The sequence below is a fragment of the Streptosporangium subroseum genome, assembly GCF_900188345.1.
Classification (GTDB): Bacteria; Actinomycetota; Actinomycetes; order Streptosporangiales; family Streptosporangiaceae; genus Streptosporangium; species Streptosporangium subroseum.
In genome coordinates this window covers 23773-48409 of record NZ_FZOD01000072.1, presented here as the reverse complement: position 1 = coordinate 48409, position 24637 = coordinate 23773, and the positions used below count along the sequence as shown (strand labels likewise).

Genomic DNA, 24637 nt, shown 5'->3' with positions numbered 1-24637 from the left:
GATGACCGTTCCGGTGGTGACCGGCCTCCGTTCAACCGCGACGATCGTTCCAGCGGTGGGCAGAGGCCCCCGTACAACCGCGATCGTCCCAGCGGCGGTGACCGTCCTCCGTTCAACCGCGACAACCGCGGTGGAGACCGGCCCCCGTTCAATCGTGATGACCGTCCCAGCGGTGGCCAGAGGTCTTCTGGGCCGCGTTACGGTGACCGTGATCAGTCCCGTAGCCAGTACGGCGGCACCGGTGGTGACCGGCCGGCGTTCAATCGTGATGACCGTCCCGGTGGCGGGCAGAGGCCCCCGTTCAATCGCGACAATCGTGGCGGTGACCGGCCGGCGTTCAACCGTGACGATCGTTCCAGCGGTGGCCAGAGGCCCCCGTTCAACCGTGATGACCGCGGCGGGCGTCCTTTCGGCGGACGTGACGGTGGATTCCGCGGTGAGGGCGATGGCTCTCGCACCCGCTACAGCCGGGACGAACGGCCCAGCAGCCGTGATGAGGCCCCGAGCCGAGAGCGTGAGGAGCTGCCTCCTCTCGCCCCGGACATCACCGCGGAGGAGCTCGACAAGGAGATCCGTGACGAGCTGCGTTCCCTTCCGCTCGACCTTGCCGACCTGATCTCCCGTCACCTTGTGGCGGCCGAGCGGGCCCTTGGCGACGGCAATGCGGAAGAGGCGTACGAGCACACCAAGGTAGCCCGTCGCTTCGCGGCCAGGATCGGCGTGATCCGCGAGGCCGTCGGCATCGCCGCCTACCATTCGGGACACTTCGCCGAGGCACTCAGCGATCTGCGCGCCGCCCGCCGTATGACGGGTTCCGACTCGTTCCTGCCGGTCATGGCGGACTGCGAGCGCGGTCTCGGCCGTCCCGAGCGTGCCCTCGATCTGGTCCGCTCCAAGGAGGCCGAGCACCTCGACCGCCTGGGCAAGATCGAGCTCGCCATCGTGGAGTCCGGTGCTCGCCGGGATCTTGGGCAGAAGGACGCCGCGGTCATCACCCTCCAGCGACTGCCCGAGCTGCGTGACACCCGTCCGCAGCCCTGGTCGGCCCGTCTCGCCTTCGCCTACGCCGATGCTCTGTTGGAAGCGGGTCACGAAGGTCCTGCCACCGAGTGGTTCGGTCGTGCGACGGCCTTCGATGAGGATGGCGAGACCGACGCGGCCGAGCGTTATGCGGAGCTGACCGGCACCGTGATCGAGGACCTCGAAGAAGACGAGGACGACGAGGACGGCGAGAGCGACGAGGCCGTCGACGACGAGCTCCCCGGCGAGGATGACGCCGATGAGGGTGTGGATATCGATGACGAGACGCACCTCGACGCCGACATCGACGACGTTGCCGTTCTCGACGCGCAGATCGAGGACGATGACGAGCTCGATGACGATGACTTCGACGAAGACGAGCCCGTCGTCGACAGCACCCCGGAAGACCAGGCTCTCCCCGTCGAGCAGAAGGCCGAGGAGAAGCCCGAAAGGGCCGAGGCCGGTGTCGGCCCAGCCTTCATCGAGCCCGACTTCGGCGACATCCTCAGTGATCCTGCCAATATCGACGACGATCTCGACGACGACGATGATGACGACGAGGACGAGGACGACGACCGGAGCAAGGTCGAGAAGAAGTAGTCACGCGTCCGTCTTGGGTGAATGAACCGTTCACCCAAGACGGGCAGCCGGGCCTTCTACGGCTGGACTCGATCCAGCCAGTGCAGGATTCCGGCCACGTTGGACGGAGCGCCGCTGAGCAGCTCAAACTGCTCGGCGGTGGCCTCGTCGGCTTTCAGTGCCGCGTAACGTTCTTGCGTGCGCTCCCTGACCATGGCTACCGCGTGGTCCAGGTCCATTCCCTGAGAGCGGGCCTGACGGGTCAGGTCGACCCAGATGCGTAGCTCCTCCGCGGAGCGCCCCAGGATCTCCTCCACGTCCGTGACCGGTCCGTAGTGGCTGAAGAGCAGTCGCTGCGGGCCCAGCGCCTCGAACAGGGCGATCGAGTCCAGTGCGGTCTGCAGGTCGAAGTCCGGCGGCGGCGTGGCGGGGCGTAGATCGCCCGTCTGCGGCAGGTAGACCCCGGCGGCGTCGCCGACATAGAGGTCGCCGGTGCCCGAGTCGATCAGTCCCACGTGATGCTTGGCGTGCCCGGGGGAGTAGTAGCTGCTCAGCGTGCGCCCGTTGCCGAGATCGATGGCTCCGGTGTCGCCCAGCGCGCGGATTCGCGCGGGTTCGGTGGGGGAGAGTTCGCCGAACAGGGTGTCCAGCTTGTCGCCCCAGACCATCCGGGCGCTGGACATCAACCGGGACGGGTCGGCGAGGTGCCGGGCGCCCTTCTCGTGGACCACGATCTCCGCCTCCGGGTAGAACCCGGCGATGTCGCCGACCCCGCCCGCGTGGTCCAGATGGATATGCGTCACAACGACTGTGGCGAGGTCACCCGCACCGACGCCCAGGGCGGTCAGGGCGTCGCGCACCACGGGGGCGGAAGTGGAGGTACCGGTCTCCACCAGGCAGGGGCGGTCTCCGAGAATCAGATAACCCGCCGTGATACCGGAGTATCCGGCCATCCTTGTGTCGATCTCATAGACGTCTCCGCCGAGAGCGGTGATGTTGTCCACAGGCCACCTCAGAACTGGAACCGGCGTCCCCAGAACGGCATTCGGCCATTCCGGCACAGCTCACATCGTAGAGAGTCATCCTCGATTGGCAGAGATCGAAGGAGGATTCGATGGATCGCAACGAGGTCACCCTGGTGGGCCGTCTGCCCGAAGCGGCGCACCTCAGGTTGCTGCAGAGCGGAAGCACGCTCGGCACCTGGCGATTGATCGTCCGGCGGCAGCCCCGTGGCCGCGGCGGCCGGGTGGACACCATTCCCTGCGTGTCGTTCGAGCCCGAGGTCACTGCGGCCGTGACCGACTGGTTGCCGGATGACATGATCGAAGTGGCAGGTTCGCTGCGTCGCCGCTGGTGGGGGAGCGAGGGCTCCAAAGCGTCCGGCTATGAGGTCGAGGTGAGTTCGGTGAGACGTCTCGAACGCCAGGTCACCCCGGTCCCGACCGGCGATGAGGCCGGCCCGGTTCCAACGCCGGCCCCGCCCAGGCGGGTGAGCTCGCTTCTGCGCACCGGGAGCGCCCTGGCCGAGGGCGACGGAGCGTCCACGCTCGTCGGTTCGGAGCCGGGCCGTTGCGGCCGGGGATGACGGGCCGGAGTCCGTCCCGCGATGTCTGCGAGCCACGGCCCTTGGGTGACGAATGTCCATGGCCGCTCAGTCGATTCCCGGGTGTTCGGCTGGAGAGTTCACCTGGTTTTGAGGATCCACACGTTCAGGCGGTTCCCGAGCATCCGGATTGAGAGTTCACGGGGCGTGAGGGGCCAGGCGGTCGGCGGCCCCTCACGTCATGAGGGATCAGTCCAGAGTGAGCGTACGCAGGACCAGTCCGGTGCGAGGTTTGGGGCCGAAGGAGGTGGATTTGCGTGGCACCCGTTCCCCGTGAGCCGCGACCAGGAGCACGTCGTCGACCGCCAGGGGGTTCATCAGCACCGCCGTTCCCCCGGACTCCTGCGCCAGCCGTGCCGCGGTCTTCGGGTCATGGTGCACGATCCGCACCGCCTGCTCGTCGTCGCGCATCCCCCAGACCTTGGGAAGCAGGAACTCCGCGAGGATCGAGGTGTTCAGCGCGCGCCACCCCTCCGAGCGCTCGGACGGCATGGCGTGCTCGACCTGGGCCGGATCCGGGTGGGTGAGCAGGTGCGCGGAGTCCCCGGCGGACAGCAGGTAGGCCGGTCCCGGGGCCTCCTCCAGCGCGATCAGCCCCTCGGCGAGATCCGTGTGATCGTGCACCTGCCATGAGCCCCTGGCCCTGGCCAGTGCCTCTTCGAGCGGCAGCCCGGGGATGACCCGGTGGATGGCCTTGAGGTCCGGCGGGTAGGAACTGGAGTCCACCAGGAGCGCGAGACCGAAATCCCACGGCCCTGGTTCCACGGGGCGGTCAGGCGTAATCTCGGTGCTGTCGCCGCCGGTCGCGGCGTGATGTTCACGTTGAAGGGCGAGGTAGGTGGCGTAACGGTGGTGGCCGTCCGCGATGAGGGCCTGACGGGGACGGAGGTCGGCATCGAGGGAGGCGAGTTCGCCGGAGTCGGTGATGGCCCACAGCCGGTGCCTGATCCCGTCGCGGGTCTCCGTTTCCATCAGCGGAGGACGGGAGCCGGCGACCTGATCGACGAGGCGGGTGGCGGTGCCGTCCGTGCCGTCGTAGAGCAGGAAGATGGGTTCCAGGTTGGCCTCGGTCGTGCGCATGAGGGCCAGTCGGTCGGCGACCGGCCCCGGCATCACGTTCTCGTGCGGCAGGATGATGCGCAGTTCGGGACCGGCCAGGCCGACGTCGCCGATGAGACCGCGTTGCAGGACCCCCGGGCCGGACTGTTCGTAGACATAAACCGCGGGTGTTTCGTCGGCGGCGAGAACCCCGGAGGAGAGCCAGTGATCAAGGGTTTTCCGCGCTTCGGCGTACCGGTGACGGTCGGCGCCGGGAAGGATCAGACGCACCACGTTGTTGGGATGAGCATCGAGCAGAGCTCGCACATCGGCTTCTCCGATGAGGTCGTAAGGCGGGGAAGTCACCTCGGCCAGATCGTTGACCGTGAACCGTACGCCGTGAAACGGGCGTAGCACCAGCCCATCGGGCACCGGCAGTTCAGGATTCGCCATAGGGGGCATGCTGCCATAAAGGCCTGAAACGTCTAGGGGCCGCCCCGAAGGTGCGGTGGCGCCTGGTCCGTCAGGGAATCGGTCAGATCTGTCGTCTGTCGATGAAGGAGGCCTCACATAATGGTCCAAGGACGTGGTGGTCCGTCTGATTCCCCCAGCCCTGAGACGGGCGCTCCGGTCGGGGACGTATACGAATGGTTCCAACGAGGGATGAAACTCCTGGCGGAGGGTAGCCCGGCGGCGGCTGCCGCGCTGCTGGAGCGTGCGGTCGAGGCCGAGCCGGAATCACGGAGCATCCGTGAGGCGCTGGCCCGTGCCCAGTTCAACTCGCGGCAGTACGCCGACGCCGCCGACAGCTTTCGCCGGATCATCGACGCCAATCCGACCGAGGATTATGCCTATTTCGGGCTCGGCCTCGCCCTGTGGCGGACCGGAGACATGAAGGGGGCCCAGGAGCCCCTGGCCATCGCCGTCGCCATGCGGCCCGACCACCGACACTACGTGTCGGCACTGAGAAGTGTCCGCGCCACGTTACGCGCCCGGCGGATGTGATCCGGGTGGGTGATGGAATGGGTCAGTGGACATACATGCGCTGATCTACCCGTATGACACCCTTCTCCTCGATCTAGATGGGGTGGTGTATCTCGGGCGCAACGCCGTACCAGGAGCTCCAGAGGCACTGCGCCGGGCGGCGGAGAGCGGTGTACGGCTTGCCTACGTCACCAACAACGCCTCACGTACCCCCGGCGCCATCGCCCAGCACCTGAGCGCGCTCGGCGCCCCGGCGACCCCCGATGACGTGGTCACCTCGGCCCAGGCGGCCGCACGGCTGGTGGCCGAGCGGGTCGAGCCGGGGGCGGCGGTGCTGGTGGTCGGCGGGATGGGGCTGCGCAGCGCTCTGCGTGCCCACGGCCTGCGCCCGGTCAGCACCGCGATGGACGCGCCTGTCGCGGTGGTCCAGGGCATCGCGTCCGATCTTTCGTACGGCCTGCTGGCCGAGGGCACGCTCGCCGTGCGGCAGGGCGCCCTCTTCGTGGCTGCGAACGCGGATCTGACCATGCCGACGGGTCGGGGCGAACTGCCCGGCAACGGCGCCATGACCAAGGTCATCGCCGCGGCGACCGGTGTGGAGCCGATCGTCGCGGGAAAGCCCGAGCCGCCCCTGCACCGCGAGTCGATCCTGCGGACCGGGTCGAAACGGCCGCTGGTGATCGGCGATCGGCTCGACACCGACATCGAAGGGGCGACCAACGCGGGAGTGGACAGCCTGCTGGTGCTGACCGGAGTGGCGAGCCCGCTGGACGTGCTGACCGCCGCTCCCCGGCACCGGCCCACCTACGTCGCTGATGATCTTTCGGCTCTGCGGCTGCCGTACCCGCAGGTGCGGCGTGGCGAGGGCGGATGGACCTGCGAGGGGTGGACGGCTCGCTGGGAAGAGGGCCGTCTCCGCCTTGACGGTGGGGGGAAGCCACTCGACGGGCTCCGGGCGGCCGCCGCCGCGACCTGGGAGGCCGCCGGCGACGGGCAGGCGGAGGAGGACGCGGTGAAGGCGGTGCTTGACTCCTCGCTTTCAGAGCGGGCGTTCCTTTAGGTAACGGGCACCTCAAGCGCGCGTTTCACCGTTCACGGACGAAAACGTGGTCGGCAGAGGCAGTGAAAAAGCGAGAAAGACGTGGTCGGCGAGGGGCGTGCACATGTCCCGCGCCGACCGCGTGGAGCTTCTAAAGGAGCTTGCGGAGGCGGAGAAGATCGCCGAAGCTGGCGTCGACCTTGATCCGGCCGCCGAACACGGCCCTCCCCATGTCGAGTTCGCCGTTGACCAGAGAGATGAGGTCGTCGCTGCCGATGGTCAGCTTCACATCGGCCGATTTGCCATCAGACGAAGGCAAATCGTCGAATGGGCCGAGACCGCCGTGGTGGATGCGGCCGTAGAAGGTGACGCCGAGATCGCTGATGTGGCAGCTGATACTGCGTTCGACCACGTGCCTGGCGCGGCTCTCCTGATCAACCTCGTCGTACTGCTCGCCGAGCTTGCGTAGTGCCGCCCGGCACTCGTCGACGGTCGCCATCGCGTGGCACTCCCTTCCGTTCAGGACCGGTCCGAATCCCCTGCATCTACGGACGGTAGCGTTTCACATGGGTAGGACACGTAATCCGGCACGCGGGGGTGCACCGGAAAGGGGGCGTCTGCCATGGCGTTTGAAGCATTGCGGGGGTATGTGCGAGAGGTTACCGGCCTTACGGAGATGACAACGAACAGGGCACATGCGATAGTTCGCGATTTGCTCACCTCTGGAGAAGCGGGTCTGTCCCAGATACCCGACCAGGTCGACAAGCTGGCCAGAGAGCTTGTCGCGGTGAGCAAGGCGAATCGGAGGGAGATCGAGGAGATCATCAAGGCCGAGGTGAGCAGCCTGTTCGACATGCTCGATCTGGCTCGTGCCGAGGAGGTCGACCGCCTGCGGAGCCGCGTGGCGGAGTTGGAGGCCAGGCTTGCCACCGTCGAGGCGACGAGCGACGCGGGTTCCGATACGGTCAGGGAATCTACGGGCAAGGCGGCTCGCGCGCCGCGTGCCCGTGGGACGGCCAAGACAGTGAAGAGCACCTCCGGAGGGGGCGCATGACAGACCTGCCGGAAGAGACAGGCGACGAGCGGGCGGACGCCGCGCTGGGCGGGCTCGCCCAGCTCGGGACTCTGCCCGTGTCGGCGCACGTGGGCGTGTTCGAGGAGGTGTTCACCGGGCTGGAGCAGGCGCTCGCCTCGGTGGACGACACCCCGGACCGGCACCGGTGAGCCGGCGGATCCGTCTCGACAGCGAGCTCGTGCGCCGGAGGCTGGCCCGATCCAGGGAACAGGCCGCCCAGCTCATCGAGGCCGGACGGGTCAGCGTCGGCGGTCAGCTGGCGGCGAAGCCCGCGACCCAGGTGGACACGGCCTCGGCGATCGTCGTCTCCGAAGCCGCCGAAGGGCCCGACTACGTGTCGCGGGGAGCGCACAAGCTCCTCGGCGCGCTGAAGGCCTTCGGGCCACGGGGCCTCACCGTCGCGGGGCGTCGCTGCCTGGACGCCGGAGCCTCGACCGGCGGTTTCACCGACGTGCTGCTGCGCAATGACGCGGCGCACGTGCTCGCCGTCGACGTCGGCCGCGGCCAGCTCGCGTGGTCGCTGCAGACCGACGAGAGGGTCACGGTGATGGATCAGGTCAATGTCAGGAACCTGACCCCTGACATGGTCGGCGAGCCGCCCACGCTGATCGTCGGAGACCTCTCCTTCATCTCGCTGCGCCTGGTGCTGCCCGCCCTGGCCCAGTGCGCCGCCGAGCATGCCGACTTCGCGATGCTGGTCAAGCCCCAGTTCGAGGTCGGCAAGAAGCGGGTCGGCGCCGGCGGGGTCGTCCGGGATCCCGAGCTGAGGGCGCAAGCCGTACAGGATGTGGCCGAAACCGCGCAGACGCTCGGCCTGACCGTGCGGGGCGTCACCGCGAGCCCGCTGCCGGGTCCGGCGGGGAACGTGGAGTACGTCATCTGGCTGGGCAAGGGAGAAGGCGCTCCTCCGGTTGCGGATCTCGCCGCCGAGGTCGAGCGAGCGGTAGCGGAAGGCCCCCAGTAGTCGTGGCTACCAGGAGTGGAATGTCACCATCGCCATGTCCGGTTGCCTCAGTGAGCCGCCGGCCACGGCTACATCGCTCATCCGGAAGTTCGGCACCGTTCCGCGTTTCCTCCCTCGCCTGAGGGAGAGGGTTTCCACGCTGGAGGTAATTGATGACTGCTAAGCGCACGGTGCTGGTCACCGCCCACACCGGGCGGGGGGCGGCCGTCGACAGCGCTCGAATGGTGATCGGCAGGCTTCTGAAGGCGGGCCTGGCCGTTCGCGTCCTGAAGGCCGAGGCCGAGGAGATCGCGTGCGCGGGTGTCGACGTGGTGCCCACGGGGTCGGCGGCGGTCGAGGACACGGAGATGATGATCGTGCTCGGCGGCGACGGGAGCCTTCTGCGGGCCGCCGAGCTCGCCCGTCCGGCCGGGGTGCCGCTGCTGGGCGTCAATCTGGGACACGTCGGCTTCCTGGCCGAGGCCGAGGTGGAGGATCTGGCCGACGCGGTCGACTCCGTGGTCGACGGCCGCTACGACGTCGAGGAGCGGATGACCATCGAGGTCACCGCCCGTCTCAACGGTCAGGTGCTGGCCGACACCTGGGCGCTCAACGAGGCCACCGTGGAGAAGCGCGAGCGGATGCTCGAGGTGGTCGCCGAGATCGACGGGCGGCCGCTGTCGCGCTGGGGATGCGACGGGGTGATCTGCGCCACACCGACCGGCTCGACCGCGTACGCCTTCTCCGCCGGAGGGCCGGTCGTCTGGCCCGAGGTGGAGGCGCTGCTGCTGGTCCCGATCAGTGCTCACGCGCTGTTCGCCCGGCCGCTGGTGGTCTCCCCCCGCTCCAGGCTCGCGCTGGAGGTTCAGCCGCATACGGCGGGGGCGGTGCTGTGGTGTGACGGTCGCCGCAGGTACGACCTGCCGGCCGGGGCGCGGGTCGAGGTCCGCCGGGCCGAGGTGCCCGTACGGCTGGCGCGGTTGCACGGCCTGGAGGACACCGGGGCGCCGTTCACCGACAGGCTGGTCGCCAAGTTCAACCTTCCGGTCCAGGGATGGCATGGCCGTGTGAGGCAGTAGTGTATCCGGCGATCCGCGCCTCAAGAGCGTAGGATCGTGCCCGCGCACCGCACTGATGTTCGGTGAATTCGATGTGACGGGAGGGACCAGTGCGACCTAGAGTCGAGGAGGTCCGCATCCAAGGGCTCGGCGTGATCGACGAGGCCGTCCTGGTGCTATCACCAGGATTCACCGTGGTCACGGGTGAAACAGGTGCGGGAAAGACCATGGTGGTGACCGGTCTGGGGCTGCTGTTCGGCGGCCGGGCCGACCCCGCCCGCGTTCGCCCCGGCTCGGACAAGACCACCGTCGAGGGCACACTCCTGGTCGACCCGGCGGGCCGGGTGGCCCAGCAGGTCCAGGATGTGGGCGGTGAGATCGAGAACGGCGAGCTGATCATCTCGCGCACGATCTCCGCCGAGGGGCGCAGCCGTGCCTGGCTGGGCGGGCGTACGGTCCCCGTCGGGACACTCACCTACCTGGCCGAGGATCTTGTCGCCGTGCACGGTCAGATGGACCAGCAACGGCTGCTCCAGCCCAGTCGCCAGCGCGCGGCCCTCGACCGTTACGCGGGCGAGGAGCTGGTCAAGCCGTTGCGCGCCTACGAGCAGGCCTACAAACGGCACAAGAAGATCGCAGATCAGCTGGCCGAGCTCACGACCAAGGCCAGGGAGCGGGCTCAGGAGGCCGACCAGCTCAGGTTCGGGCTCGGCGAGGTCGAGAAGGCCGACCCCAAGCCGGGTGAGGAGGCCGAGCTCCGCGAGGAGCAGGAGCGGCTCTCTCACGCCGACTCCCTCAGAAACGCGGCGGAGACGGCGCACCGGGCGCTGCTCGGCGATCCGATGTCCGGTGAGCAGGCCATGCAGGACGCCATCGCGCTGGTGGGCGAGGCGCGCACGGCCGTGGAGGCGGTGCGCGAATTCGACCCGACGCTTGGCGAGATCGCCGACCGGCTGGCCGAGGCGGGATACCTGATCTCCGACGTCGCCACCGATCTGGCCGCCTACGCCGAGTCGGTCGAGGCCGATCCGGGCAGGCTCGCGGTGGTGCAGGAGCGTCAGGCCGTGCTCACCCACGTCATTCGCAGGTATGGCGAGGACACCGGCGTGGTGCTCGCCTGGGCCGCGAAGGCCGCGCTGCGCATCGCCGAACTCGAGGGCGACGACGAGCGCATCGGCGAGCTCACCCGTGAATACGAGGAGCTCACCGTACGGCTCACCGAGCTGGCCGCCGAGCTGACCAGGATCAGGACGGCCGCCGCCGAGCGGTTCGGGCAGGCCGTCACCGAGGAGCTCACGGCGCTGGCCATGCCGCACGCCCGGGTGGTGGTCATCGTGGCCGCCGCCGCCGACTTCGCCGCGCACGGCGTCGACGAGATCGAGCTGCGCATGGCGCCGCATCCCGCCTCGCCCCTCCTGCAGCTGAACAAGGGCGCCTCCGGCGGTGAGCTGAGCCGGGTGATGCTCGCCATCGAGGTGGTGTTCGCCGGGGCGGACCCGGTGCCGACGTTCGTGTTCGACGAGGTCGACGCGGGTGTGGGCGGTAAGGCCGCGGTGGAGATCGGCCGCCGGCTGGCCCGCCTGGCCCGCACCTCCCAGGTGATAGTCGTCACCCACCTGCCCCAGGTCGCGGCCTTCGCCGACCAGCATCTGGTCGTGGAGAAGGCGGATGACGGCAGCGTGGTGCGCAGCGGAGTGGTCGCGCTCGACAAGGACAGCCGGGCGCGGGAGCTCTCACGCATGTTCGCCGGCCTTGAGGATTCGGAGCTGGGCCGGGCGCACGCGGAGGAGCTCCTCGCGATCGCGGCCGCCGACAAGGCGTGATTGGCAGGGTGTGACGGTAAGGACTATTTGGGCCGCTCTGGGGGAGCAGGATCGCTGGGGGATCTCGGTGACGAATCTGACACGCCGCCGAGTGCTTGGCTTCCCCGGTCGTTCACTCTGGCAGGATGGTCGTAATGAAGGTGCCGATTGAAGGGCTTCAACGCAAGCTCAACGGTTACCTCCGCCATAGGAAGGTCACGGACCTTCCCGGGGTGACGGCAGTGGCGAGAATCGATCGGCGGACCAAGGGGCTGACCAAGCGTCTCAGGTCGGGGGAAGTCGCGATTATCGATCACGTTGACGTTGACCGGGTGAGCGCGGAGGCGCTTGTTGCGTGCGGAGTGGCAGGCGTGGTCAACGTCGCCGCGGGTATCAGCGGCCGTTACCCCAACCTGGGCCCGCAGATCATCGTCGACGCCGGGGTGCCGTTCGTCGACAACGCCACCGCCGAGCTGTTCGAGCGGATCAAGGACGGCGATCTGGTCAGGGTGCACGAGGGCGTCATCTACCTCGACGACGAGGCGGTCGGCAAGGGCGACGTGCAGACGGTCGAATCCATCGAGGCCGCGATGATCGAGGCGCGGGCCGGGCTGACCGTCCAGATCGAGGCGTTCGCCGCGAACACGATGGAATACATCAAACGCGAGCGTGACCTCCTCATCGACGGAGTCGGCGTGCCCGACATCCGGACCGTGATGGAAGGGCGTCACGTCCTCATCGTGGTGCGTGGTTACCACTATAAGGAGGATATCGCTGCCCTTCGTCCTTATATCCGGGAATACCGCCCGATCATGATCGGGGTGGACGGAGGTGCCGACGCGCTGATGGAGGCCGGTTACATGCCGGACATCATCGTGGGCGACTTCGACTCGGTCTCCACCAAGGTGCTCCTCTCGGGCGCCGAGCTGGTCGTGCACGCCTACCGGGACGGCAGGGCGCCGGGCCTGGAGCGGGTCCAGCAACTCGGCCGCACCGCCGTGCTCTTCCCCGCGATCGGCACCAGCGAGGACATCGCCATGTTGCTCGCCGACGACAAGGGCGCCGATCTGATCGTCGCCGTCGGCACCCACGCGACCCTGGTGGAGTTTCTCGACAAGGGCCGCTCGGGGATGGCCAGCACCTTCCTCACCCGGCTGAGGGTGGGCAGCAAGCTTGTCGACGCCAAGGGCGTCAGCCGGCTCTATCGCAGCCGGATCTCCACTCCGTCCCTGCTCCTGCTCGTCGCCACCACGCTGATCACCATGGGGGTGGCGATCATCGTCTCCCCGGTGGGCAAGATCTGGCTGGACAGTGTCCGCGACGTCTGGAACGGCTTCATCTTCTGGTTGGTCGGACTCTTCTCGTGATCGATTTCCGCTATCACCTCGTCTCCATCGTTGCGATCTTTCTTGCGCTCTCGGTGGGCATCGTGCTGGGCACCACCCTGCTGAAGGAGCCGGCCATAGACGCGGCCGAGACCCTTGCCAACCAGTTGCGCGAGGGAAACACCGCGCTCCGCGACGATTTGCAGGTGTTGCAGAAGCGCGGGGCGGCCAATGACGCCGTCATCCTCGCGGACACTCCCAAACTCGTGAAGGACGAGCTCATCGGTAAGCGCGTTGTGATCGTGGAGTCCCCGGGCACCACGGCGACCATGCGCGAGGCCGTGCAGCAGGTGATCCTGGAGGCCGGGGCGACCGTGACCGGCCGGGTCGCCCTGGCCGACAGATACGTCGACGTCAGCCAGTCGGCCTTCGTCGACAAGCTGGCCACCGCGGCCAAGCCCGCAGAGATGATCTTCCCCGTCGCGGGTACGGCGTACGACAAGGCGGCCGCGGTGCTCGCCAGCGCGATTCTGACCAGTGACCCCGCGCAGGTGGGCAAGGAAGATCCGGCCGCCGCCGAGGTCCTTGACGCCTTCCAGCGTGGCGGGCTGCTCACCGTCACCGACAAACCCGCCGAACACGCGGATCTGGCCGTGCTGACCGCTCCGGCTGAGCCGTACGTGGGGGAGACCGCCGCCGAGCAGGCGAGCGCGGCCGAGCAGGCGGGTGCGATCGTGGCGATGGCCCTCGGCCTCGACGAGGCCGGTCAGGGGGCCGTGCTGGTCGGTCCGCAGAGCGCCGCCGCGGCCGGTGGGACCATCACCGCGCTCCGCGAGGACACCTCCTTCGAGGAGAGGGTCTCCACCGTCGACACCGCCGATATGCCCGCAGGCCGGGTCGTTGTGGTCTACGCTCTGCGGGAGCAACTGTCCGGACTCGCCGGTCAGTACGGCATCGGCCCCGGTGCCTCGGGCGTCGAGCCCAGTGCAACCCCGGCCCCCACGGCCACTACGGCCACCTCCGGAGGATGACCCGATGGCTCGTCGCGCTTTTTTCGGTGCCCTGGCCGGCGCCCTCCTCGGAGCGGTGGCCGCACGTGCCGCGTATACGGCTTTCACCCGAAAGCCGCCGGTCGGTGACGTGGAGACCTGGACCCGGACCAACCACCGGGGTGAGCCGATCACCCTGCTCGAAGGTCCGGCCTTCGTCGCGGGCGCCGGTGCGGCCGCCGCGGTGATCCCCGGTCTGCCCGCCAGGGTCCGGGCGGCCGTGCTGCTGGCCGTGGCCGGCAGCGGCGGTCTCGGCGCCTACGACGACCTGTACGGCGCGACGTCGTCCAAGGGCTTCAAGGGCCACCTGAGCGCCCTGGCCAAGGGCGAGGTCACCAGCGGAGCGGTGAAGATCCTCGGCATCGGGGTGACGGGCCTGGCCGCCGCCGCCCTCACCTCCCGCGGCCCTGTGGACACCGTGATCAACGGTGCGCTGGTCGCCGGCGGCGCGAACCTGGCCAATCTCTTCGACCTGCGGCCCGGCCGTGCCGTCAAGGTCGGCCTGCTCACCGGTGCGCCCGTGCTCGCGATGAGCCTCCACCGCGACGACCCGGTCTCGGCCGCCCTGGCCGCGCTCCCCATGGGCGCCGCGGCCGCGCTCCTGCCCGAGGATCTCGGGGAGCGGGCGATGCTGGGCGACGCGGGGGCCAACGCGCTGGGCGCGCTTCTCGGACTGGCGGCCACCATCACCCTGGGCCGCTCCGGACGCCTGGCCGTGCTCGGCACCGTGGTCGCGCTGACCGCCGCCTCGGAGAAAATCAGCTTCACCCGGGTCATCGCCGGTAACCCGGTGCTCAATCGCATCGACATGCTAGGCCGTCGCCCTGTGGAGCAGGCCCCCGTCAAGCGATGATCACCAAGGTCGGGCAGGGGGTCGCGGGGGCGGCACTCCTCATCGGAATCGTGACCATGGTGGCCCGAATTGTCGGATTTAGCCGCTATCTCTTCCAATCGCAGAATGTCGGCAACCTCTGCCTGAGCACCGCCTACAACACCGCCAACTACGTGCCCAACATCGTCTTCGAGCTGGTGGCGGGCGGTGCGCTGGCCGGGATGGTGGTGCCGGTGCTGGCCTCGGCCGCGTCCCGGTCCGAGACGGATCCCGAGGCCAGGGCGGAGGTCAGCCGGACGACCTCGGCGCTGCTCACCTGGGTGGTGCTCGCCCTGGTGCCGCTGACCCTGCTCATCATGGTGTTCGCCGGGCCGATCGTCGCGCTGCTCGTGGGCGACCCGAACCCGTGTGGCCTGGCCGAGGTCGTCAAGGTCGGTACAGGAATGCTCGTCGTGTTCGCCCCCCGAATGATCTTCTTCGGGCTCGCGGTGGTCCTGTACGGCGTGCTCCAGGCCCACCGGCGTTTCATGGGTCCGGCCCTGGCACCGCTGGTCTCCAGCCTGCTCATCATCGTCTCCTACCTGGTGTTCGATCAGATCGGCGACGGCGGGGCCCACGATCTGGCGGATCTCACCACTCCGGGACAGCTGGCGCTCTCGCTCGGCGCCACGATCGCCGCCGCCGCGATGGTGCTCACCGTGATCGGCCCGGTGACCGGGCTCGGCCTGCGCCTGCGGCCCTCGCTGTCCTTCCCGCCGGGCGTCGCCGCCCGGGCGCGGGGGCTCGCGACCGCCGGCATCGCGGTACTGATCGCGCAACAACTGGCGCTGATCATCGTGGTCCGTCTGGCCAATGATCTGGGCGGGAAGGGGGCGGTGGGCGTCTACACCTATGCCTGGGCGCTGTACCAGCTTCCCCTCGCGGTGCTCGTGGTGCCGATCGCCACCAGTTCCTTCCCTCTGCTGTCCACCCGGGCCACCGACGGGGACACGGCCGGCTTCGACGGCCTGACCTCCTCCACCACGCGGGTCGTTTTGCTGGTGACGGGGCTCGCGGCCGGGGTGATGGCGGCGGTCGCCGGACCCGTGTCCCGGGTTTTCCTGGAGGGCACGCCCGGTGGAGGGGCAGTGGAGGTGGCGGAGATGGCCAGGGCCGTCACGCTTTTCGCGCCCGGTCTGATCGGATACGCCCTCCTGTTTCACCTCGCTCGGGTCCTGTACGCCTGCGGAAGGGGCCGGTCGGCCGCCGCGGCCTCGGTGATCGGATGGGGGGTCGCGCTCGCAGCCCAGATCCTGCTCACCCATGTCGCCGACCGTCCGTCGGAGGTGGTGGGGCAACTGGCGCTGGGCAGCACGATCGGCATGACCGTGGGCGGCGTGCTGCTGGGTTTCGCCGTGTTCCGGGCCAGGGGGGCGACGGCGCTGTATGGGACGTGGCGCGCCCTGCTCGCCGCCGTGGCCGGTGGCGTCGCGGCCTGGGGAGCGGGGCTGGCCGTGACGACGGTCTTCAGCGAAGTGTCCAAATGGGAGTGCGTGGTGGTCGGGGTAGGTGCGGCGGTGGTCGGCGTGGCCGTGTTCGCGGCCGTGGCCGTCATGGTCGACGGACCCGACGCCCGGGTGATGCTGGGGCGGCTGCGGCGGGTGTCCCCTTCGGAAGGGAATCGGTCTGATGGCTGACCAGGGATCGCGTGTGGCGTTCGTGCTGGGGACGAGCGCGGGTGGGGTCGGGCGGCACGTGGCCATGCTGGCCGGGGGGCTGGTGCGCGGGGGACATCGCGTGGTCGTGGCCGGACCTCCGAGCACCGAGGAGGCATTCGGGTTCGGCGGTCTCGGGGCCCGGTTCGTGCCCGTGCCGATCTCCGACCGGCCTCATCCGCTCAACGACCTGCGGGCGGTGCGAGCGCTCAGGGCGTTGCGCGGGGCTCAGGCCGTACACGCCCATGGGCTGAGGGCCGGAGCCCTGGCCGCGCTCGCCCTGACCGGGACCCGGACCGGCCTGGTGGTGACCCTGCACAACGCCGCCACCGCGAGCGGTGCGATCGGCGCGATCTACGGCGTTCTCGAACGGATCGTCGCCCGCCGGGCTGACCGGGTCCTGGTGGTCTCTCCCGACCTGGGGGAGCGGATGACCGCACTGGGCGCGAGACACGTCGAGGCCGCCGTCGTCCCCGCGCCCGCGCCGGCCCTGCCGGACCGAGAGCCGCACGAGATCAGGGAGGAGCTCGGCACGGGCGACAGGGCCGTCTTCCTCACGGTGGCCAGGCTTGCCCAGCAGAAGGGCCTGGAGACCCTGCTCGACGTCGCCGCCGCCCTCGCCGCGGGCCGGCCCCCCGGAGAGCTCGCACGGCGGCTTGTGTTTCTGGTCGCGGGGGAGGGGCCGCTGCGGGAGGCGCTGCAGGGGCGGATCGACGGGGAGAACCTGCCGGTGCGGCTGCTGGGCAACCGGGACGACGTCGAGGATCTGCTCCGGGTGAGCAGAGCCCTGGTGGTGCCCAGCCGCTGGGAGGGGCAGCCGCTCAACGTGCAGGAGGCGCTGCGGGCGGGGACACCGATCATCGCCACCGCGGTGGGCGGGATCCCCGGGATGGTGGGCGACGCCGGGCTGCTGGTGCCGTACGGAGACGTCGGCGCGATGTGCGACGCGATCGGAAGGGTGCTCGCCGACGACGACCTCACCCGATCCCTGGCCGAGGCGGCCGCCAGGCGGGGCCGAGAGCTACCGGGGGAGGAGAGGGCGCTGAAGGCCGTACTGGCGGTTTACGGCGCTCTGTAGCCGGCGGTTTGAAGATTCCAACGTGTTCTCTCGCGAGCGGTATGGCAGGTGGAACAAGGGATTGCGTCGCGGAGTTGGATTAGGCGAGACCATGCCTGACGCCTATACTGGCATAGTTGAGGAGGGGAGTATCCCTTCGTGACAGTCTCGTCATCACGGTGCTGCCTCGCCCCACGAGGCCCCCGGGGCTGTCGGTCCGCACGGATGTCGCGCGGGCGGGAGAGACCTCCGGCAGTCTGTCATGCATTCCGCCGGAGGGTTGTTCATTGTGACTGTTCCTGTCTGGGCATGGTTCGCCGTCATCGGCGGCCTGCTTGTCGTCCTTGCCTTCGACCTCTGGATCGTCGATCGGGGCGAGCCTCGAGAGTTCTCCCTGAAGCAGGCCGGCTTCTGGGTTGGTTTCTATGTTGCGCTCGCCATAATTTTCGGCATCATTCTCTGGGTTTTTGACGGGCCGACTCCAGCGGGTCAGTTTTTCGCCGGTTATCTCACCGAGTACAGCCTGAGCATCGACAACCTCTTCGTCTTCTACATCATCATGACCCGCTTCGCGGTGCCGAAGATCCACCAGCACAAGGTGCTGCTGGTAGGCATCCTGATGGCTCTGGTCATGCGAGGCATCTTCATCGCCATCGGCGCCGCGGCGCTGGCGAACTTCGGCTGGCTGTTCTACGTCTTCGGCCTGTTCCTGATCTACACCGCCGTTCAGCTCGTCCGCCAGCACGGCCGTGACGAGGAAGAGGTCGCGGAGAACGCGGTCCTGCGCTGGGCCCGGCGGGTGCTGCCCCACACCGACGACTACGTGGGCTCCAAGGTCATCGTCAAGGTCAACGGCAGGCGCATGGTCACCCCGCTGCTGATCGTGATGATCGCGATCGGCACCACCGATCTGCTGTTCGCGCTCGACTCGATTCCGGCGATCTTCGGCCTGACCACCGACGCCTTCATCGTCTTCACCGCGAACGCGTTCGCCCTGATGGGCCTGCGTCAGCTCTACTTCCTCCTGGGCGGCCTGCTCCAGCGCCTGGTCTACCTGAGCTACGGTCTCGCGTTCATCCTTGGTTTTATCGGGGTTAAGCTGATTGCGGAGGCGCTGCACACCAGCGGCGTCTCGTGGGCGCCTGAAGTGCCGATCTGGATGTCGCTGTCGGTCATTGGTGTCACCATGGTGATCACCACCGTGGCCAGCCTGATCAAGGCCCGGCGTGACGTACGTGTAAGCAAGGGAAACACCACCTCCGCGAGTGCCAAACAGGGCTAGCGGATTGGCGCGTGAGACGCTTTGCTTGTCTCGTTCCGCCATATAAGGGCTGAGAGATAGGTAGCATCCTGCCCCAGCGCGGGTAGACATACCGGTCTAATGCCGCAAGACATCACAAAGGTTCCCTGTGTCCCACGATTCAGCAAGCCACCGGTCAGGCCGAATACGGCTGGCACGTGGCGTCTCCCCGTGGTTGCTTCCTACCGCGGCCGCTGCCGCTGTGACATCGCTGCTCAGCCGCCGTGACCGGCGCTGGGCGCTGGCGGCGGTCCCGCTGACCGCGCTTACCGGCGGCATGCTCTGGTTCTTCCGCGACCCCGAGCGCACGCCCGGCACCGGGCGGATCCTGTCGCCCGCGGACGGCGTGGTGCAGAGCATCGACCCATGGCCGGACGGCCGTACGAGGGTGGCCATCTTCATGAGCCCACTCGACGTGCACGTCAACCGCGCACCGCTGGCCGGTACGGTCACCTCGATGAAGCACATGCCCGGGGGGTTCCTGCCCGCCTTCAACAAGGACAGCGACACGAACGAGCGGGTCGTGTGGCATCTGGACACCGCGCTCGGCGACATCGAACTGGTCCAGATAGCCGGCGCGGTCGCGCGCCGCATCGTGCCATACGTGACCGTCGGCGCGAAGGTGGGCAGGGCGGAGCGGATCGGGCTCATCAGGCTCGGCTCGCGCGTGGACGTCTACCTTCCCCAGGGGATCGCTCCCGCGGTGTCCGTCGGCGATAAGACTGTCGCGGGGGTGACCGGTCTTGACCACGGCTGACGCCAGCTGGCCGATGGACGAGACCGACGACGAACCCCGGGGACCCGTTGGTAAGGCTTTTCGTCTCTCCGCCGCTGACTCTCTCTCGCTCGGCAACGCTCTCTGCGGCTTCCTGGCCGTCTGCATACTCGCCTGGTCGGCCATCAGCTCGCTGCAGGAGGGCAAGGGCTTCGCGGCGGACCCCCGCTTCTTCGGCACCGCCGTGGTGCTGCTGCTGATCGGTGCCATCTGCGACCTGTTCGACGGCCTGGTCGCCCGCAAGTTCCGCGCCTCGGCCATGGGCGCCGAGCTGGACAACCTGGCCGACGTGATCAGCTTCGGCTTCGCGCCCGCCTTCATGGTGGTCATCTGGGCTGGATTCAACCAGCAGATCCCGTTTCTGCTGGTCATGGTCGCGGCGGCGTCGGTGCTGCTGGCCGGGGTCATCCGGCTCGCGCGTTTCGCCTGCGTCAAGACCACGAGCGGCGACTTCATGGGTCTGCCCATTCCGATGGGCGCCATGACCGTGGTCTCCGTCGTACTGCTGTTCCCGCCGTCGATCTGGACCGTGCTGCCGATCTTCGGCGTGGCCTATCTGATGGTGAGCCGGATCGAATATCCCAAGCCGAAGGGCAACCTGGCCGCGGCCGTGCTCGCCTGGATGATGATCAACGTCGCCTGCCTGACGATCTGGGCCGCGGGCCTGGCCGGTGGCGACACTTTGATCAAGGTCGGAGCCATCATGCAGATGACCATCGTGGCCACGATTCCGTTGCGCGTCCTGATGTTCAAGCGGGAGAAGCGCAAGGAGCGTAAGGAATCCGAGAGCATCACCTGATGCCGGACGGGCCGCGTGAGCACACCCGCACCTACTTCCTCGGCAGGCTCGCCCGCGAGCTGGAGCTGAGGGGAGTCAGCGTGACGCTCAGGCAGAGCCCGCCGTCGCTGCGGGTCACCGACCCCGACGCGGCGATGTTCAGCGAGACCGTGGACTGCGTGTCGCTACCCGGGGGCTGGTTCTACCGCTGGTCCTGGGGCGACGTCTTCGAGCGGGTGGAGGATCCGTCCGGCGCGGCGGATCGGATCCTCCGGATGTTCGGTGGCCGGACGCACGGCTGACGCCTCCAGGCGCCGGCCGTGCTCGGAAAAGAGCAGGCCGTACGCGAAGGGCCGACGACCGGACGCGGAACGTGTCCGTACCCCGGGACCCGGAAGAGAGCCGGTGACCGTGCACGGGGACTCCCCGTGCACGGGAAAGAGTCACCAGCCGCGTTCGCGCCACTCGGGCAGGGACGGGCGCTCGACGCCGAGCGTGGTGTCCTTGCCGTGGCCCGGATAGACCCAGGTGTCGTCGGGCAGCCGGTCGAAGATCCGCTCCGACACATCCGTGAAGAGCTGGACGAACCGCTCGGAATCCTTGTTGGTGTTGCCGACCCCGCCGGGGAAGAGCGAGTCGCCGGTGAACAGGTGGCCGGGGTGGTACAGGGCGATCGAGCCCGGCGTGTGCCCGCGCAGGTGGATCACGTTCAGGGTGACCTCGCCGACGGTGATCTCGTCGCCGTGGTCGACCTGCAGGTCCACCGGCACCGGCAGAGCCGGGGCGTCGAGCGGATGGGCGATCACCGTGGCGCCGGTCTCCCCGGCGACCTCCTGCAGGGCCTGCCAGTGGTCGCCGTGCTGGTGGGTTGTGACGATCTTGCTGATCGGCTGTTCGCCGATGAGTGCCAGCAGTCGGTCGGCCTCGGCGGCGGCGTCGATGAGCAGGCCGTCGCCGGTCGCGGTGCACCGGAGCAGGTAGGCGTTGTTGTCGAACGGGCCGACCGCCAGCTTGGCGATCGTCAGGGCGGGCAGTTCGCGCACGTCGGCGGGGCCGCCGACCTGCACGTCACCTGTGTACGTCACGGATACTCCTCGGGCGGATTGGCGGGAAGGCGAGGGGCGCGAGCATGACCGGTCGGGGCGGGCGGCGCGGGCAGCGGCCCGTGTCGGCCGCGGCGGGCCGGTTGCTCTTGGTCCCCGTGCATCACCCTAAGCCCGGCCGGTGGCCGACGGTCGTCCGGCCGCGCTCCGCGGCTGTGGCGAGCCCTCGGCGAGTTCGCCCGCGAGTTGGAGCCGAGGGGAGCCGGCGTGACGCTGGGACGGCCGGTGGAGGCGGCTGGTCCGGCCTGGAGTGTGTCCGGGACATCCGTCTCCACACTTCGTGATCCCGTCCAAGGCCGTGTGGCAGGGTGTGTTCAGGCGCCGGTCAGGGCATATCCGGACGTTCAACGTGGGCAGTATGTGACAGTTATGCCAGGGTGTGGGGGGTGTGCCGGGCATAAACGGCGGTGTTCACGTGGTTGAAACCACGAACGCCCCGTCGCGCTCCGGGGAGGACCGTAGTCTGGAGATGGCGGGGAAATCCTGAGCCCCGACGAGGCTCCGGAAAATGTCGGACCCCATCGCTATCCTTCCCGCGACTGCTTTTGACCCTTCTACATCGACGTCGGGACTGCCGTGGCTGACCGCCTCATCGTGCGTGGCGCACGTGAACACAACCTCAAAGACGTCTCGCTGGACCTGCCGCGAGACTCTCTGATCGTCTTCACCGGACTGTCCGGTTCGGGCAAGTCCAGCCTGGCCTTCGACACTATTTTCGCCGAGGGGCAGCGTCGCTATGTCGAATCGCTGTCGGCCTACGCCAGGCAATTCCTCGGGCAGATGGACAAGCCCGACGTCGACTTCATCGAAGGGCTCTCGCCCGCGGTGTCGATCGACCAGAAGTCGACGAGCCGTAACCCTCGCTCGACCGTCGGCACGATCACCGAGGTCTACGACTACCTCCGCCTGCTCTGGGCGCGCATCGGCAAGCCGCACTGCCCGCAGTGCGGGCGCACGATCGCCAGGCAGAGCCCGGAGCAGATCGTCGACCGGGTGATGGAGCTTCCCGAGGGCACCCGCTTCCAGGTGCTCGCCCCGGTGGTCCGGGGCCGCAAGGGCGAATACACCGAGCTCTTCGGTCAGCTGCAGGCCAAGGGCTTCGCGCGGGCCCGCGTCGACGGCACGGTGGTCCGGCTGGACGAGCCGCCGACGCTGAAGAAGCAGGAGAAGCACGACATCGAGGTGATCGTCGACCGGCTCTCGGTGAAGGAGAGCGCGAGCAGCCGCCTCACCGGCTCGGTGGAGACCGCCCTGCAGCTGTCGGGCGGCACGATCACGCTGGAGTTCGTCGACCTCCCCGAGGACGACCCGAACCGCGAGCGCTTCTACTCCGAGCACCTCTACTGTCCCTACGACGACCTGTCGTTCGAGGAGCTGGAGCCCCGCTCCTTCTCCTTCAACTCGCCCTTCGGCGCCTGTCCCGAGTGCACGGGTCTGGGCGTCCGGATGGAGGTCGACCCCGACCTGATCGTGCCCGACCCGGAGAAGACCCTGAGCGAGGGCGCGATCTCCCCGTGGGCGGGGGGTCACACCAGCGATTACTTCATCCGCCTCGTCGAGGCACTCGGCCTCGCGATGGGGTTCAAGATCGACACCCCGTGGGAGCGGCTCCCCAAGAAGGCCCAGAACGCGCTGCTGCACGGGCACGACGAGCAGGTCCACGTTCGCTACAGCAACCGCTACGGCCGTCAGCGCTCCTACTACACCACCTTCGAGGGGGCGATCCCCTGGGTGCAGCGCCGCCATTCCGAGTCCGAGAGCGACGGCACGCGCGAGAAATACGAAGGCTACATGCGGGAGATCCCGTGCCCGGCCTGCAAGGGGGCCAGGCTCAAGCCGGTCTCGCTGGCCGTCACGGTGGACGACCGCTCGATCGCGGACGTCTCGGCCATGTCGATCGGTGACTGCGCGGCATTCCTGTCGAAGCTGAAGTTGTCCGACCGTGACATGCACATCGCCGAGCGGGTGGTCAAGGAGATCAACGCCCGGATGAGCTTCCTGCTCGACGTCGGCCTGGACTACCTGACCATGAACCGCGCCTCGGGCACCCTCGCCGGTGGCGAGGCTCAGCGCATCCGGCTGGCCACCCAGATCGGCTCCGGCCTGGTCGGCGTGCTCTACGTGCTCGACGAGCCGTCCATCGGCCTGCACCAGCGGGACAACCATCGCTTGCTGGAGACCCTGATCAGGCTGCGCGACATGGGCAACACGCTCATCGTGGTCGAGCACGACGAGGACACCATCGCCGCCGCCGACTGGGTGGTGGACATCGGCCCCGGCGCGGGTGAGCACGGGGGCCAGGTCGTCGTCTCCGGCACGGTGGCGGACCTGCTGGCCTCCGAGGACTCGCTGACCGGCGCCTACCTGTCCGGCCGAAAGAACATCGTCATCCCCGCCCACCGTCGCAAGCGCGACAAGAAGCGGCAGATCACGGTAAAGGGCGCCCGCGAGCACAACCTCAAGGGCGTTGACGTGGAGTTCCCCCTCGGGGTGTTCACCGCGGTCACCGGCGTGTCCGGATCCGGCAAGTCCACGCTGGTCAACGACATCCTCTACAACGCCCTGGCCAAGGAGCTGAACGGCGCGCGCACCGTTCCCGGCCGCCACTCGCGGGTCAACGGGATGGACCAGGTCGACAAGGTCGTGCACGTGGACCAGTCGCCCATCGGCCGCACGCCCCGCTCGAACCCGGCGACCTACACCGGGGTCTTCGACAAGGTGCGTGATCTGTTCGCGCAGACCACCGAGGCCAAGGTCCGCGGTTACCAGAAGGGCCGGTTCAGCTTCAACATCAAGGGCGGCCGCTGCGAGGCCTGCTCGGGAGACGGCACCCTCAAGATCGAGATGAACTTCCTGCCGGACGTTTATGTACCGTGTGAGATCTGTCACGGAGCGCGATACAACCGGGAGACCCTGGAGGTCCACTACAAGGGCAAGACGATCTCCGAGGTGCTCGACATGCCGATCGAGGAGGCCCTCGGCTTCTTCGACGCGATCCCGGCCATCAAGCGCTTCCTGAAGACGCTCAACGACGTCGGCCTGGGCTACGTCCGGCTCGGCCAGCCCGCCACGACCCTGTCCGGCGGAGAGGCCCAGCGGGTCAAGCTCGCCTCCGAGCTGCAGCGCCGCTCCACCGGCCGGACGATCTACGTGCTGGACGAGCCGACCACCGGTCTGCACTTCGAGGACATCCGGCGGCTGCTGAGCGTGCTCGGCAAGCTCGTGGACGGCGGCAACACGGTCATCGTCATCGAGCACAACCTCGACGTGATCAAGACCGCCGACTGGGTGATCGACATGGGCCCCGAGGGCGGTTCCCGGGGCGGCAGCGTGCTCGCCGTCGGCACGCCCGAGGAGGTCGCCCTGGTCGAGGAGAGTCACACCGGTCGCTTCCTGCGCAAGATTCTCGGTAGCTGAGACCGGATTCGGGACCGGGTGCCCAGGTCAATACCCTTGACCTGGGCACCCGTCCCCGACGGGGAGACCTTGCGAGAAAAGCCGCGATGAGCGGCGAAGACGGTTCCGGCCTGCCCGCACGAGGGCAGGTGACCGGCGCTGCGAGGGCCGTGGTGCCCGAGGGGCG

Annotated in this window: 24 protein-coding genes; 19 read left to right on the top strand and 5 right to left on the bottom strand. The window is 68.5% G+C overall.

Features of this window, described 5'->3' with window-relative positions; all coding sequences use genetic code 11:
* A partial coding sequence (locus CHC08_RS50130; protein WP_179282501.1) for a hypothetical protein occupies positions 1 to 756 on the bottom strand: 756 nt, incomplete at its 3' end.
* Between CHC08_RS50130 and CHC08_RS40670 the strand changes: the two genes are divergently transcribed.
* Positions 721 to 1620 (top strand): hypothetical protein, encoded by a 900-nt coding sequence (locus CHC08_RS40670; RefSeq protein ID WP_179282500.1) that lies wholly within the window; start codon positions 721 to 723, stop codon positions 1618 to 1620. The genes CHC08_RS50130 and CHC08_RS40670 overlap by 36 nt on opposite strands.
* A gap of 56 nt (positions 1621 to 1676) precedes the next feature.
* Here the strand turns inward: CHC08_RS40670 and CHC08_RS40665 are convergent, their stop codons facing one another.
* Positions 1677 to 2603 carry an MBL fold metallo-hydrolase gene (locus CHC08_RS40665; RefSeq protein WP_089212723.1) on the bottom strand — a complete coding sequence of 309 codons (927 nt, stop codon included), beginning with the start codon at positions 2601 to 2603 and terminating at the stop codon, positions 1677 to 1679.
* Positions 2604 to 2713: 110 nt separating this feature from the next.
* Here CHC08_RS40665 and CHC08_RS40660 point away from each other — a divergent pair, with 110 nt between their 5' ends.
* On the top strand, positions 2714 to 3184 hold the full coding sequence (locus tag CHC08_RS40660; RefSeq protein WP_089212722.1) for a single-stranded DNA-binding protein: 471 nt from the start codon (positions 2714 to 2716) through the stop codon (positions 3182 to 3184).
* Between the two features lie 207 nt (positions 3185 to 3391).
* On the opposite strand, the gene CHC08_RS40655 is transcribed toward CHC08_RS40660, so the two are convergent.
* Positions 3392 to 4693, bottom strand: a complete 1302-nt coding sequence (locus tag CHC08_RS40655) for a DUF1015 family protein (protein ID WP_245878875.1) — start codon at positions 4691 to 4693, stop codon at positions 3392 to 3394.
* 120 nt (positions 4694 to 4813) lie between these two features.
* Here CHC08_RS40655 and CHC08_RS40650 point away from each other — a divergent pair, with 120 nt between their 5' ends.
* Both CHC08_RS40650 and CHC08_RS40645 read left to right on the top strand, forming a co-directional pair.
* Complete coding sequence (locus CHC08_RS40650) at positions 4814 to 5245, top strand: tetratricopeptide repeat protein (protein ID WP_089212720.1); 432 nt, start codon at positions 4814 to 4816, stop codon at positions 5243 to 5245.
* Positions 5246 to 5270: 25 nt separating this feature from the next.
* On the top strand, positions 5271 to 6284 hold the full coding sequence (locus CHC08_RS40645) for an HAD-IIA family hydrolase (RefSeq protein ID WP_089212719.1): 1014 nt from the start codon (positions 5271 to 5273) through the stop codon (positions 6282 to 6284).
* 130 nt (positions 6285 to 6414) lie between these two features.
* Here CHC08_RS40645 and CHC08_RS40640 read toward each other — a convergent pair whose 3' ends face one another.
* A complete protein-coding gene (locus CHC08_RS40640; protein ID WP_089212718.1) occupies positions 6415 to 6762 on the bottom strand; it encodes an SCP2 sterol-binding domain-containing protein in 348 nt (115 codons plus the stop codon).
* Between the two features lie 213 nt (positions 6763 to 6975).
* Here CHC08_RS40640 and CHC08_RS40635 point away from each other — a divergent pair, with 213 nt between their 5' ends.
* The 14 genes from CHC08_RS40635 (at position 6976) to CHC08_RS40575 (ending at position 20253) form a co-directional block, all read left to right on the top strand.
* Positions 6976 to 7317, top strand: a complete 342-nt coding sequence (locus CHC08_RS40635) for a coiled-coil domain-containing protein (RefSeq protein WP_143653554.1) — start codon at positions 6976 to 6978, stop codon at positions 7315 to 7317.
* Positions 7314 to 7487, top strand: a complete 174-nt coding sequence (locus tag CHC08_RS50125) for a hypothetical protein (protein WP_179282499.1) — start codon at positions 7314 to 7316, stop codon at positions 7485 to 7487. The genes CHC08_RS40635 and CHC08_RS50125 overlap by 4 nt, the downstream gene beginning before the upstream one ends.
* On the top strand, positions 7484 to 8302 hold the full coding sequence (locus tag CHC08_RS40630) for a TlyA family RNA methyltransferase (protein WP_089212716.1): 819 nt from the start codon (positions 7484 to 7486) through the stop codon (positions 8300 to 8302). The genes CHC08_RS50125 and CHC08_RS40630 overlap by 4 nt, the downstream gene beginning before the upstream one ends.
* Before the next feature lie 152 nt (positions 8303 to 8454).
* Positions 8455 to 9360: an NAD kinase gene (locus tag CHC08_RS40625; protein WP_089212715.1), complete on the top strand. Its 906-nt coding sequence runs from the start codon at positions 8455 to 8457 to the stop codon at positions 9358 to 9360.
* An 89-nt stretch (positions 9361 to 9449) separates the two neighbouring features.
* Entirely contained in the window at positions 9450 to 11162 is a 1713-nt protein-coding gene (gene recN / locus CHC08_RS40620) for a DNA repair protein RecN (protein ID WP_089212714.1), read from the top strand.
* A gap of 134 nt (positions 11163 to 11296) precedes the next feature.
* Positions 11297 to 12508 carry a putative cytokinetic ring protein SteA gene (gene steA, locus CHC08_RS40615; protein WP_089212713.1) on the top strand — a complete coding sequence of 404 codons (1212 nt, stop codon included), beginning with the start codon at positions 11297 to 11299 and terminating at the stop codon, positions 12506 to 12508.
* The gene (locus CHC08_RS40610; RefSeq protein ID WP_089212712.1) at positions 12505 to 13497 is read left to right on the top strand and encodes a copper transporter; all 993 of its coding nucleotides are present in this window, start codon (positions 12505 to 12507) and stop codon (positions 13495 to 13497) included. Before steA ends, CHC08_RS40610 begins: the two co-directional genes overlap by 4 nt.
* A 4-nt stretch (positions 13498 to 13501) precedes the next feature.
* The gene (locus tag CHC08_RS40605; RefSeq protein WP_089212711.1) at positions 13502 to 14368 is read left to right on the top strand and encodes a hypothetical protein; all 867 of its coding nucleotides are present in this window, start codon (positions 13502 to 13504) and stop codon (positions 14366 to 14368) included.
* Complete coding sequence (gene murJ / locus CHC08_RS40600; protein WP_089212710.1) at positions 14365 to 16023, top strand: murein biosynthesis integral membrane protein MurJ; 1659 nt, start codon at positions 14365 to 14367, stop codon at positions 16021 to 16023. The genes CHC08_RS40605 and murJ overlap by 4 nt, the downstream gene beginning before the upstream one ends.
* A complete protein-coding gene (locus CHC08_RS40595) occupies positions 16016 to 17119 on the top strand; it encodes a glycosyltransferase family 4 protein (RefSeq protein WP_089212709.1) in 1104 nt (367 codons plus the stop codon). The genes murJ and CHC08_RS40595 overlap by 8 nt, the downstream gene beginning before the upstream one ends.
* A 241-nt stretch (positions 17120 to 17360) precedes the next feature.
* Entirely contained in the window at positions 17361 to 18380 is a 1020-nt protein-coding gene (locus CHC08_RS40590) for a TerC family protein (RefSeq protein ID WP_089212708.1), read from the top strand.
* A gap of 127 nt (positions 18381 to 18507) precedes the next feature.
* Entirely contained in the window at positions 18508 to 19155 is a 648-nt protein-coding gene (locus tag CHC08_RS40585; protein ID WP_089212707.1) for a phosphatidylserine decarboxylase, read from the top strand.
* The gene (gene pssA, locus CHC08_RS40580; RefSeq protein WP_089212706.1) at positions 19142 to 19972 is read left to right on the top strand and encodes a CDP-diacylglycerol--serine O-phosphatidyltransferase; all 831 of its coding nucleotides are present in this window, start codon (positions 19142 to 19144) and stop codon (positions 19970 to 19972) included. The genes CHC08_RS40585 and pssA overlap by 14 nt, the downstream gene beginning before the upstream one ends.
* Positions 19972 to 20253, top strand: a complete 282-nt coding sequence (locus CHC08_RS40575) for a hypothetical protein (protein WP_089212705.1) — start codon at positions 19972 to 19974, stop codon at positions 20251 to 20253. Before pssA ends, CHC08_RS40575 begins: the two co-directional genes overlap by 1 nt.
* A gap of 141 nt (positions 20254 to 20394) precedes the next feature.
* Here the strand turns inward: CHC08_RS40575 and CHC08_RS40570 are convergent, their stop codons facing one another.
* Positions 20395 to 21036: an MBL fold metallo-hydrolase gene (locus CHC08_RS40570; protein WP_089212704.1), complete on the bottom strand. Its 642-nt coding sequence runs from the start codon at positions 21034 to 21036 to the stop codon at positions 20395 to 20397.
* A gap of 594 nt (positions 21037 to 21630) precedes the next feature.
* Between CHC08_RS40570 and uvrA the strand changes: the two genes are divergently transcribed.
* Complete coding sequence (gene uvrA / locus CHC08_RS40565) at positions 21631 to 24471, top strand: excinuclease ABC subunit UvrA (protein ID WP_089212703.1); 2841 nt, start codon at positions 21631 to 21633, stop codon at positions 24469 to 24471.
* Positions 24472 to 24637 lie beyond the last annotated feature (166 nt).